The sequence below is a fragment of the Clostridium pasteurianum genome (assembly GCF_001705235.1).
In the GTDB taxonomy this organism is placed as follows: Bacteria; Bacillota; Clostridia; order Clostridiales; family Clostridiaceae; genus Clostridium_S; species Clostridium_S pasteurianum_A.
Map to the genome: position 1 here is coordinate 1,304,311 of NZ_MCGV01000001.1, position 12,581 is coordinate 1,316,891.

Annotated in this window: 12 protein-coding genes; 1 reads left to right on the plus strand and 11 read right to left on the minus strand. The window is 31.4% G+C overall.

What is annotated here, in order from left to right; translation table 11 throughout:
• Nucleotides 1-77: 77 nt before the first annotated feature.
• From BEE63_RS05685 to BEE63_RS05695, 3 genes are all read right to left on the minus strand, one after another.
• Complete coding sequence (locus BEE63_RS05685; protein WP_066020457.1) at nucleotides 78-758, minus strand: response regulator transcription factor; 681 nt, start codon at nucleotides 756-758, stop codon at nucleotides 78-80.
• A gap of 168 nt (nucleotides 759-926) precedes the next feature.
• On the minus strand, nucleotides 927-2,642 hold the full coding sequence (locus BEE63_RS05690; RefSeq protein WP_066020458.1) for a methyl-accepting chemotaxis protein: 1,716 nt from the start codon (nucleotides 2,640-2,642) through the stop codon (nucleotides 927-929).
• Nucleotides 2,643-3,298: 656 nt separating this feature from the next.
• Nucleotides 3,299-4,036, minus strand: a complete 738-nt coding sequence (locus tag BEE63_RS05695; RefSeq protein WP_347463867.1) for a MerR family transcriptional regulator — start codon at nucleotides 4,034-4,036, stop codon at nucleotides 3,299-3,301.
• A 261-nt stretch (nucleotides 4,037-4,297) separates the two neighbouring features.
• Between BEE63_RS05695 and BEE63_RS05700 the strand changes: the two genes are divergently transcribed.
• Nucleotides 4,298-5,260: an NAD(P)-dependent oxidoreductase gene (locus BEE63_RS05700; protein ID WP_066020459.1), complete on the plus strand. Its 963-nt coding sequence runs from the start codon at nucleotides 4,298-4,300 to the stop codon at nucleotides 5,258-5,260.
• Nucleotides 5,261-5,337: 77 nt separating this feature from the next.
• Here the strand turns inward: BEE63_RS05700 and gtfA are convergent, their stop codons facing one another.
• Genes gtfA through BEE63_RS05740 form a run of 8 tightly spaced genes read right to left on the minus strand, consistent with a single transcriptional unit; the run spans nucleotide 5,338 to nucleotide 12,581 of the window.
• Nucleotides 5,338-6,807, minus strand: coding sequence for a sucrose phosphorylase (gtfA, locus tag BEE63_RS05705; RefSeq protein WP_066020460.1), 1,470 nt, complete (start codon nucleotides 6,805-6,807; stop codon nucleotides 5,338-5,340).
• A 16-nt stretch (nucleotides 6,808-6,823) separates the two neighbouring features.
• Nucleotides 6,824-7,780 carry a carbohydrate kinase family protein gene (locus BEE63_RS05710; protein WP_066020461.1) on the minus strand — a complete coding sequence of 319 codons (957 nt, stop codon included), beginning with the start codon at nucleotides 7,778-7,780 and terminating at the stop codon, nucleotides 6,824-6,826.
• A 29-nt stretch (nucleotides 7,781-7,809) separates the two neighbouring features.
• Nucleotides 7,810-8,232: a DUF3237 domain-containing protein gene (locus BEE63_RS05715; protein ID WP_066020462.1), complete on the minus strand. Its 423-nt coding sequence runs from the start codon at nucleotides 8,230-8,232 to the stop codon at nucleotides 7,810-7,812.
• A gap of 15 nt (nucleotides 8,233-8,247) precedes the next feature.
• Nucleotides 8,248-9,078, minus strand: a complete 831-nt coding sequence (locus BEE63_RS05720; RefSeq protein WP_066020463.1) for a polysaccharide deacetylase family protein — start codon at nucleotides 9,076-9,078, stop codon at nucleotides 8,248-8,250.
• A 12-nt stretch (nucleotides 9,079-9,090) separates the two neighbouring features.
• Nucleotides 9,091-9,882 carry an alpha/beta hydrolase gene (locus BEE63_RS05725; protein ID WP_066020464.1) on the minus strand — a complete coding sequence of 264 codons (792 nt, stop codon included), beginning with the start codon at nucleotides 9,880-9,882 and terminating at the stop codon, nucleotides 9,091-9,093.
• Nucleotides 9,883-9,897: 15 nt separating this feature from the next.
• A complete protein-coding gene (locus BEE63_RS05730) occupies nucleotides 9,898-10,836 on the minus strand; it encodes an alpha/beta hydrolase (protein ID WP_066020465.1) in 939 nt (312 codons plus the stop codon).
• A gap of 12 nt (nucleotides 10,837-10,848) precedes the next feature.
• Nucleotides 10,849-11,655 (minus strand): Nif3-like dinuclear metal center hexameric protein, encoded by an 807-nt coding sequence (locus BEE63_RS05735; protein WP_066020466.1) that lies wholly within the window; start codon nucleotides 11,653-11,655, stop codon nucleotides 10,849-10,851.
• Nucleotides 11,656-11,684: 29 nt separating this feature from the next.
• A complete protein-coding gene (locus BEE63_RS05740) occupies nucleotides 11,685-12,581 on the minus strand; it encodes a carbohydrate ABC transporter permease (protein ID WP_066020467.1) in 897 nt (298 codons plus the stop codon).

Below are 12,581 nucleotides of genomic sequence, written 5' to 3' on the forward strand. Positions count from 1 at the left end.
CCTACAATACACAGTATAATGTCCAAAGGTTTAGAAAAAGTTAAGTTACTCACAGAAAGTGTCAAGAAAAAGATAATTCATTCTTTATATAGACGATAGCCAAGTCCCCATACCGTTTCAATATATTTTTCCTTTGAATTTGCCTTTTTTAGTTTATTTCTTAAATTACTTATATGAGTTTTAACTGCATTGTCATCACCAAGATATTCCTCTTGCCATATTGATTCATAAAGATTAGCTTTTGTAAATACCTTTCCTTTATTCTCCATTAGCATTTCTAATATCATGTATTCTTTAGCCGTTAATTCTACTAAAACATCATTTACATTAACACGCTTAATAATATTATCAAGCACCATATCCTTGTACTTAAATGTTTCCCCTGCTTGTGCTTTGTTTCGTAAGCGTCTTAAATTAGCTTCTACCCTTGCTGTTACTTCACCTAAATCAAATGGCTTCGTAATATAATCATCAGCTCCAAGCTTCAAAATATCTATCTTTGTGCTAACCATATCCTTTGCAGAAATAACTATAACAGGAGTTTGACAAAATTTCCTCATTTCTTTTAATATTTCATCTCCACTTTTATATGGAAGCATAATATCAAGCAAAACCAAATCATATTTTAAACTTTTAATTTCCTTTATGCCTTCTATACCTGTATAGGCTGATTTCACATCATAACCCGCATCTGTCAAAGCTTCTTTTAGCATTAAATTAACATCTTTATTATCTTCAACAATAAGTATGGTATTCATAGAATCCCCCTTAATAGCTTTAGTATATAACTTCATTATACACTGATTATTTTAGCAATATATATACTTAATCATAAAAATAAATACGCATAGCAAAAATTAATATCTCTACTGTGCGTATTTTATATAATATCTTAAATTTGTATATTTACAAGCCAGAATAACCTATTATGCTATTTTAAACTTTGATACCATTTCGTTAAGATTTTGAGCTAACTGTGCCTGATTTTGAGCTGTTATTGCTACCTGTTCTGTTGCTTTTGATACCTCATCGACACTTGCTTTTATTCCTTCAGCATGTTCAGATGATGCTTGCTGAGTTTCAGCCATACTTTGAGAAGCGCTGCTTACCTGATCTACTGTAGCAGCAAGCTCTTCCGACATTGCAGCAATTTCCTCTGATACTTTACTTATAAAATCAGCATCATCATAATACTGCTGTCCAACTTTATTGAATGCTGTAAACCTCTGAAGTACATCTTCATTTATAAATTTCAACACTTCATCACTATTTGAAGAAAGATTCTTAAATGCCTCTTGTACTTTGGTTATAGTAGAATCGATCCCAGCTACAGATTGAGCTGATTGTTCTGCAAGCTTTCCAACTTCATCTGCTACTACAGCAAATCCTTTACCTGCCTCGCCTGCTCTTGCAGCTTCTATTGATGCATTTAAAGCTAATAGATTTGTCTGCTCTGAAATGCTTGCTATAGTATCTGCCATAACTTTTATATTATCAACTACTTTTCCCTCTTCTATAGCTTCAACTATTTTATTTTTCTTTTCTGAATATAAGTTTTTAGTCTCTTCTGTAGACTTTTTAACATATTCATTACTCTCTACAGCTCTATTTTTTGAATCATTTGAGCTATTACTTTGGTCCATAGTTTTTGACGATAATTCATTTATACTTGAATTTACTTCTTCTACTGATGCATTTATTTCCTCTGAAGAAGCACTCATATTTTCAATTCCTGACACAATATTACTTACAGCATCATCTATACTAGCTGCCTTAGATGATAATTCTTCAGAAGTAGCCGAAAGTTCTTCACTTGCAGCACTCATATCCTCGGCATTACCCATAATTGTTTTTACAAGTCCTGCAACATGTTTCTGTGAAGAATTAAGAGAAGCTCCTACTTTTCCAAGCTCATCTTTACGTGTTATTTCAATAGGTGTTGAAAAATCAAATTTACTAAAACGTTCTGCCATTTTTTCAATTTTCTTAAGTGGTCCGTTTATATGGTTTGCCATAAGTATTCCAAGTATAATTGAAAGCGCTATACTAAGAATAATCACACCTATTGATATGTATACAGCACTAATAAAAATCTTCTGACTGCTATTATAATCATTATCAGCTAATTTTAAGTTAAGGCTTATTTCACTATCTAATACAGAAAAAGCTAATTTTCTATTTTTTGAAACATCTTCATAGTAAGCTTCAGCCTCATCATAATTGTTCTGCTTAACCAATTCAATAAATTTTTCCCTTGATGATCTCCACTTAGCTAAATAATCATTAAGTTTAGAGTATTCTTCCCTATCCTGTTCTGTAACAATTGTAGATTTATATTCACTTAATAACTTGTTATCCTGAACTTTCAAATCATCAATTTCTTTAATAACAGTGTCTATATTATCTTTATTCTTTTCATTTCTTAAATATATGATATCTGCTCTTATTTCTGTTAGATTTGTCTTTAATTCTTTTAACTCATTTGTACCCTTTAAATCAATGTTATATATATTTTTTAAATTATTATTTATGCTTCTACTTCCATTTATACCAATTATGCCAACTATAAGTGTTAGTAAAGAAACAATTATAAATACTAAAGTCAGTTTTTTAAATATTTTCATATCCGATATTACTCTCATATTTTTCTCCTTTTATATATTTTTATTATAGGTGCTTGCAAAATTATATAAATACTTACATGCTGGCTTTAAAATAATATATATTTATAATTCTCATTAATTCTCATTTTTAATTCTCAGTGCCATTACTTTATATAACAATTACAAGCTTAAAATTTTGGGTTATTAACCTTTAGTAATTTAATTTTGTAGTTTCCAAATTTTCCAGCAGCTTTCTACCATAATTCACCCCCCAATAAAGCTAAAAATGAACTAAATACCATAATCGAAAGAATGCGCTACCAATGGAACAAAATATGCAATTTGTTTCATTAGTAACGCATTCTATAAGTACTTTTTAATTCATAATAAGCAAATAATCAAAACTATATCACTTATAGTAAGATGATATGCAAACTTTTTTTGTTATATTATAGATAATTCTGCAATATAAGGTTCTATATTGTCTTATAAAATGGTATAATAAAGATGTTAATGAAACAAATTGCATATTTTGTTTATTAATTTTTTAATGTTATAAAAATCCTGAACTTACTATTTTAACTGACCTAACAAAGAAAACCTTTAGAATTATTTAAAATCCTAAAGGCATAAATTTTTTTAACAAATTCATAAAATAAATCTTAATTTTTCAAATGATTTTGCAACTTTTATTTTTATTTTTTACAATAAATTTTAATTGCCTCTGACATAAATGCTGCTGTTCCTTCACCAGTTTTGTCAATATTTTTCTTAAATCGCTCATCGGCCAAATACATTTCTCCAAGACCACTTAAAATTTCATTTGTACATTTATAAAATCTTTCTGTAATAAAATTCTGCCACTTACTTACAAGCGCCTGAACCTCCTCACTATCTGGAGCCTTATCCTTATTATCCGCAAAAGCTTTTAAAATTTCTTTGCTTTCTTCATTTATTTGCTGCCAATTTTTCTTACTGTAATTCTTAGTCTTCTTCTCACTTTCAGCATAGGCATCAGAATTACCCCATCGCTCTTTAACTTCCTTCTCATATTTTATCTTCATATTTTCAATCTCAGTCATATCAAATTCATTAAAACTCATACTACCCTCTCCTCCTATTGTTTTATCTACAAGATTTATTAATCTATCAATTCTCTCACGCTTTTTAATGAGCAGTTCTTTGTGCTCCTTTAACGCTTCTGTTTTATCAAATTTGGAACTTGTAACAATGTCCTTGATTTCATTAAGTGGGAAATCTAACTCTTTAAAAAATAATATTTGCTGAAGAAGTGCAATAGCATCCTCATCATACAGACGATACCCCGTCTCAGTGATTTTACTTGGTTTTAGTAAATCTATTTCATCATAATAGTGAAGTGTTCTTACAGTTACTCCTGCTAATTTTGCAACCTCATTTATCTTCAATTCCAAAAATCATTTACCTCCTTTAAAATATGAGCAGTAGGTATTACGCTAGCTTCAAATATAGTTTTACCTTGTCTAATTGCTTTAATGTTCATACTTTACCTCTTTCCGTCCCAGGACAATTATAGAATACACTATTACGGTACGTTAAAGTCAAGCATATTTTTTGCAAATAAAAAAGTAGCTCACTTTTTATGATATTATATAAAGTGTGTCACTTATCACATATAGTTATAGTAAAAACTGATTTTATTTAGGGGGATTTATATGAAAATATCAATATTTGAAGTAGCACTTTTAGGATCAGATGATGCTGATTGGAAAAAATTAAAACAGCTAGACCCAGTTGAAAATATAGAAAAATACATCGATGTTATGAATGATGAACTTATAGAAAAAGCTCAAAACGCAGACATGATTATTTGTAATAGTGGTAATTATATGAGTGGAACTCTATCTAAATTACCTAATTTAAAATATCTAGGACTTATGACAACAGGCTATAACCAAGTGGATATGGGATATGCTCGAAAAAACAATATCACTGTAACCAATATACCTACATATGGTACAATGTCTGTAGCACAACATATTATGGGATTATTGCTTGAAATATGCTCCAAAGTTGGATTTTACAACGAAGCAGTCAAAAGAATATACTGGCAGGATGAAAATCAATTTATGTTCCGTATCGGAAAACAATTTGAATTAGCTGGAAAAACCATGGGTATATTGGGTCTTGGTAATATTGGATTTGCCCTTGCAAAAATGGCACATGGTTTTGGTATGAACGTAATTGGCTATACAAAACATAGAAACCCTAGTTTCGATGATGATTTTATTGAATATGTTGATAAGGAAACCTTATGGTCCCGTTCAAATGTTATATCTTTAAATGCAACTCTAAATGAAGAGACCATTAAAATCATTAATGATGAAACCATATCTAAAATGCAGGACGGAGTAATTATCTTAAATGGAGCAAGAGGGCAAATGATTGATGAAGAAGCTCTTGCTAGAGGAATTTACAGCGGTAAAATATATGCTGCTGGCCTTGATACCTTAGCCAAAGAACCTCCAAAACCAAACAATCCACTATTAGGTCTTCCACAATGTATAATCACACCTCACATGGCATGGTCAACTAAAGAAGCAAGGAAGCGTATTGTAGATATTGCTATAGATAATGCTATAAATTACATTAATGGTACTCCTACTAACGTAATTTAACAAAAATACAAGGGTGAGAATTTATTTTTATTTCCACCCTTGCATTTAAAATATTTATATAAAAATTGATTTTACTGTTATACTAAATAAACATCATTTTCACCTTTATCATTAATATAATATATTTCAGTCTTATTGTTTTTTAAATCTATAAACAAACTGCATTTTTTATCATCCTTACTCCAGGCAAGTTTAATTTCATCTTTAGGAGAATCTACAACTTTAAAATCTCCATCAAATGCATCATACTCATTTCTAAATCTAATAAGCTTTAATAACCTTTGAACTACTTTCTTTTGAATTGCCTCTTCTATTTCCTCTGTGCTGAAGTTATGACGATTAATTTCTCGCCTTTCACCAGTACTCTTTGCACGCTCAAAATCATTTTCTCCAGCAAGCAATCCAACATAATACACTTGCGGTATTCCTGGTGTAAAAAATTGAATAGCTCTTGCAGCTAGATATGCATCATCATCACAGTTTAAGGCAGAATAATATGAACATTGAATTTGGTGAACGTCAAAGCCATCTTTATCCTTATACTTATCTGTTAAAATACGGCTTAAAGTTGCCCCTCTTTCTACGCATAAATCCACCACTTTTCTAGCAGCTTTACTATCAATAAGATCATCCATATCAGGTTTTACTGGTATACCATCATGACAGTCAAGAGTTGTAAACTGCTTATTAGGCCGATTTTTTAAATACTCACAAAGTTTCTCACTTGATTTATTTATTAGTGTATCAAGAACAGTGTATGGCAAAATAAAATCATAAATCCAAAAGCCATGCTCTGCTAGTTTATATTGAGTTTCATACTGTGAATGTACTTCCGGTAAAAGTTCTATTCCTAAAGAATTTGCCAGTTCCATAATCCAATCTAAAAATTCATATATATCCGGTTCTACAAAAAAACAGCTTGTTCCAAGTTTCTTTATAACATATCCCACAGCATCTAATCTTACTATTTTGATACCATGCTTGCTAAAATTAACAAAGAAATCTTTAAGCAGCTCTTTTACCTTTTCAGATCTTATATCTAAATCTATCTGCTCTGATGGATCTGTTTTTCCAAAAGTTGTCCATACTTTTTCTTCATCATAAGTTTCCTCTATTTTGAAAGTAGAATACGGACGCCCTCTTCTAAGAAATATCTTTTCTATATCTTCTTTATTAGGTTCACCATTTTGCCAGAACTTATCTAAAGTAATAAAGAAATCAGCATACTTAGATTTTCTTCCTTTCTTTAGAAAATCCTGAAAATACTCCGACTTTCTAGAGATATGGTTAACCATTAAATCCACTAATATATCAAAGTTTTCACCTATAGAACTTATATCCTCCCATGTGCCAAATTTAGGTTCTATCTCGAGATAAGTAAGCGGCGCAAATCCCCTATCACCAGAGGACGGAAATGGCGGTAAAATATGAACACCTCCGCTGCAAATATCTAAAAAATTTTTTAATAAAACACTATTAAGAGTTTTTAAATCTCCGCCCAAGGAATCTGCATAAGTAATAAGTTGTACTTTATTTTTTACTGACATGCAATGTACCTCCCATTTATAAATTATATATAGCTTTAATCTCTTCAAGCTTAGGTAAGTCTACTACTGCTCCTAAATATTTTAATTTATAAGCACTAACTGCAAATCCCAGATTCAATGCCTCTCTTATAGTGTAACCTTTAACGATAGCTGCATAAAATCCAGACCAAAATGCATCTCCTGCCCCTGTAGTATCCACAACTTCTGATGCCATAGTTTTAAACTTAATAGTTTCAACCCCATTAGATACTATAGCGCCATCTTTTCCTAAGGTCATTATTACAAGTTTCGCTCCAAGTTCTAAAAACTTCTGTATCTGATTTTCATAAGTATCCTTACCAAATAATCTCTCTGCATCATCTTCAGAAGGCTTAACTATATCTACTTTATTAATTATACTTTTAACATAAGCTACTCCATCTTCGCCCTTTTCCCATATCATAGGATGATAATTAGGGTCAAAACATATAACCATTTCATTTTTTGCTGCTTCTTCAATAATTTTTTCTATTGCTTCACGTACCGGAAGCCTAGATATTGGCCAGCAAGAGAAATGAATTATCTTTGACTTTTTTAAAACTTCTTTAAGCTTTAAATCATAATTCAAATGATAATCTGCATCTCTATAAAATATTGGGATTGGACTATTTTTACTTTTGTTAACTACTACCATACTAGTAGAATAATCAACTTCCTGTATATAGCTTGTATCCATTTCACATTTTTTTAAATGGTTCAATAAAAATTTTCCTAATCCATCTTTTCCAACTGAAGAAGCTATAATTGAATTTATTCCTAACCTTTTCACATTCATAGCAATGTTAGCAGGAGAGCCACCAAAAAACCTATTGTATGTACTGCATTCAAAATTTTCTCCATAATCAGCTGATATCATATCTATAAGCAATTCTCCTATAGTTATAATATCATTTTCTTTATTCTTAAACTTTATACTATCATCAAATTTAATCATTATATCCCTCCAATCCCTGCCATTATTAATTATTTCATTTTGTATATTTTTATATTAACACTTGGTATTTCAGTTTTACCGCCTTCCAAGGAACCTACAAAAACGCCACTATTTAACCAAGCATATTTTCCGTGAGGAGCCTGAAAACGCGGTGTTGTTTTAATTAAAGCTTCTGATGCTTTTAAATTAATATAGCCCTCATTTTCTATAGAAATACATACGCCATCATCCGTTTGTATTCCGTATTTCGCCAAAGCATGTGCTGAACCTTTATCGGTAGTTACATTCCAATCATATCCGCCAGGTAAAATCTTACCTTTGATTTTATCCCCAGAAAATGTACCTCCTACAATAGGAATTAATCTTAAATATCCCTCGCAAGTTTCTCCAACATCTTTAGTTTCTGCTAATTCTACCGTAAGCTCCATAACTAATTCAGCTTCTAGTAACATTTATCCCCTTCCTATTCATCTTAAATTTTTAGTTTCACCTGGATTTATTTCAATAGGTATCTCATTAAAATTTATCCACACCGAAATTGCGGAAGGGTTATAAACAAACGTACAATCCGATGAAAATCTTAATCTATTCCATGCTGCAATATAATCTATAATTTCAATATTTGTAGCATACCAAATATCATCTTTACCACTTATATACTCACAAAGCTCCTCTATTACCTTCCAATTACTATCTAAATCAAATTCATAACTATGACCCCATAAATAAAAAAGTCCTAATTCAAAAAAATCTCCATCTACAAAGCGTTTTGCAATTTTCATTAGATTAGGGTTACTGTGATGACACGTTGGATTCCACTCTAATGGATCTATAGGCAAGCTAAAATTCTCATTATTATTAACCGTTCTTGAATACTCAATGCCTAAGCCTTTTAGCACTTCTAAAACTTCTTTGTTATATGTTCCATAGGGATATGCCATTCCCCTTACTGGATATTTAAATAGGGCTTCATGGTTCTTTTTATCTTCAATAATCTCTTTAAGCATAAGCTCTCTTGGTATATCTGTAAGTGAAAGATGGGTTAATCCATGAATTGCAATTTCATGTCCTTTATATAATTCGAGTATACACTCTATATTCATTCTTTTTATAAGTAAATCATTTAACATAAAGCTACCTAATTCATTTTGCAAACCCGAGTTTAAATTAAATGTTGCTTTCAAATTGTACTTATTGAATATTTTAACAAGCCTCATATCTTGAGTAATTCCATCATCATAACTTAATGTGAATGCTTTTCTTCTACCCTTTGGAAAAAGTTTATTTATTCTAATCATAATTATCAGCTCCTAAATTGCCCATTCAATTGCTTTTTCGATATATTCATTCCAGAATGTCCAATCATGTGTACCAGAACCTTCCTCATAATCATGTTCTATATTTTCTGAGGTTAAAAAAGCGTGAAACTTTCTATTTTCACTTAATAAAAAATCCTCCGTTCCACATGCTATATATATTTTAGGAATGTCTCTGCCGCTTCCCTTTAAATTATGAGCAATTGCTTCTGGATCTTTGTCACTTCCAATAAGCTTATTTAAATCGCCAAAAACTCTAGTATAATATTTATAATCCGCAACTGGATCTTTATAATCCTCCGGGATTCCTGCAATATTATAAGTTATAAGTGCAGATGATAGTGCAATGATACGTCCAAAGGTATCTGAATATTTTAGTCCATTTCTAATTGCTCCATATCCCCCCATGGATAGCCCGCCTATGAAGGTATCCTCTTTTTTATCTGATAAATGAAACATTTTTCTTGTGACTTCTACAAGTTCTTTTCCTACAAATTCTCCATATAATGCTCCCATATCAATATCATCTATGTAAAAACTATTCTCCCCTGTTGGCATAAATACTGCTATATTGTGCTTTAATGCCAACTCCTGAATTTTACTTCCTGAAATCCAATCATGCTGACCACCAGAATATCCATGTAAAAGGTAAATAGATTTCATAGGTCCATCCGGTGGTGCCTCCATTATTCCAGGGATCGTAACAGTGTCTACTGGTAAAACAGCATTAAAATTAACTAATCTCTTTAAAGATTTCGAATAAAAATTTATTTGTAAAAAAGCCATTTTCTCTCCTCCTAATTATTTATTTAGAGCCTTTGATAATGCATCTATAAAGCCGCTCCTAGCCTGTTTACTAATCTCCGCATCGTTAAAAATTGAATCAAAGCCATGAAAACATCCTGGATATAAGTGAAACTCAACTGGAACACCAGCTTTGGCTAATCTCGAAACATATTCTAAAGTTTCATCTCTAAAGGGATCAAGCTGACCTATAAATATATACGCAGGGGGAAGTCCCGTCAAATACTTAGCTCTAGCTGGAGCTGCATAATAAGATATCTCATTTGAATCCTTATCTCCTAAATACATTTTCCAGGCAATCTCATTAGCTTCCCTGTTCCATGCCTTTGGTAAATTTTCTTCATTTATTTCATGACTTGAAAAAGTTACATTTCTATCATCTAACATTGGGTACAAAGGTGCCTGAAATGCTACCTCTATTTCACCTCTGTCACGTACCATAAGTGCAAGTGCTGCTGTGAGTCCACCTCCAGCACTAGCTCCTGCAATTGCAATTCTTGAAATATCTATTTTTAATTTTTCTGCATTGTTAATTGTCCATTTAAGTCCAGCATAACAATCTTCTATCGCCGCTGGATATTTATGCTCAGGTGCTAACCTATAATCAATTGAGATTACAACACAATTGATTTCTGTAACAAAACATTCACACAAGGCATCATCCCCATCAGGATGTCCCATCACATAGCCACCACCATGAATCCAAAACACTACAGGCAAATTTGTATTTTTTCTATTATTCGGTTCATAAATCTTTACTAATAGTTCTGATTCTGGACCACTAATCATACATGTTGTTGTTAGTACATTAGGCAACTTTTCTATAGTTGGAATTGTGAGTTTTCTCATCATATACAAATCCTTGTTTAAATCAAATTTTATATTGTTTTGCAGCATAGGCATTAATTCTGGCAAAACTCTTTTTTCGTATGACATAAATTCACCTCATTATAAATAATTAAAAGGTTCTTTTGCATCTATAAAATGTACAGGAACACCATTAAGCATTGGAAATAACCATTTAGCCATATATTTCATTCCTGCCTCTTCACTGCGCTCATGACCCAAAACAAGCATTGCCTTATTCATTCCAAGTGATGCTGCATCTCTTACGTATGGGCATAAGGTCCATTCTGTTATATCACCGCATACCATAACATCTAAATTTTGTTCCTTCATTAACTTCATTGGCATTTCTTCTACACCTAACCCTAAGCTTCCACCTCCAACGAGTATTCCAACTCTTTTGCATTTAGTATCCGGAGAACCAACTATTTGAATAACCTTCATATCTAGTTTTTCTTTAAAAAACCATGATAACTCTCTTAAGCTCATCTCTGGTATCTCATAACAATGTGGAAATTGTAACCCCTTAATTAAATAATCCTCCCATACAATTTCCTTTATTAAACCAGCATAAATTAAATCAAAAGGTGCCGCATGCATATGATCATGAAAACGCCAAATAGCGATACCATGCTTGTCAATAAGTTTCTTTTTTTCTATATATACTGGATCATCTTTTACCCATTCTATGCTATCAATTCCCGTATAATAGGTTGGTTCATGAGTAATGATAAAATTAGCACCTTTATTAATTGCTTCTCTAATTACATCTACTGTAGCCATAAAGGTAGTTACAACTCCTGTAACTTCTGTATCATAGCTGCCGCTCATAAGCTTGTCACAAGTTTCTTCGAACTTAACTCCTCCAAATTTGTTTAAAATTTCACTGACAATTTCTTTTACCTTCATCAATATAACCTCCCCTAAGTTTATGGCTATTAACCTTTAACTGCACCCACAACAACACCTTTTATGAAGTACTTTTGCATAAATGGGAATATAATTATTATTGGTAACACACCTATTACCGCTAAAGCCATTCTTATTCCATTACTTGGAAACTGAACTGCTACATTTCCTACTGCACTAGCACTTCCAGATTGCAAGAATTGAATATTATTCATAGTTGTAACAAGTAAGTTTTGTATACTATAAAGATTTGGATTAGTAATGTAATATAGTGCGTTAACCCAATCATTCCAATATGCTAATCCTGTAAATATTCCAATAGTTGCGATTGCTGGTATTGACAGAGGTAATATTATCTTAAAAAATATTTTAAATTCACCAGCTCCATCTATTTGTGCCGATTCTATAAGAGAACTTGGAATATTGTTACTATAATAATTTCTCATTAAAAAAACATTAAATGCACTCATTAAATAGTTTGGAAGTATTAACGCAAATATTGTATCCTTAACATGAAAAACTCTTGTCCACATCATGTATGAAGGTGCCACTCCGCCGCTAAATAGCATAGTAAAAAGAACAATAAAAGAAATTAATTTTCCATATTTAAAATCTATTCTTGATAGTGGATATGCTAGCATTGCAGTTATAAAAATGCTTATTGTTGTTCCTACTACTGTAACAAATATTGATATTCCATATGCTTTTACAATTGTTCCAGCTTCTTTCATAATATAGTTATACGCATCAAGGCTAAATGCTTTTGGAAAAAAGCTGTAACCATATTTCACAAGAGCAGTTTCTTTTGTAATAGATGCCATAATAATTAGAACAAATGGTGCTAAACACAATATAACAAGCACAATTATAGTTACTTCCGCAAAAATACTAAACGCTTTTTCTCCTCTACTTTTTATATCTTCCAT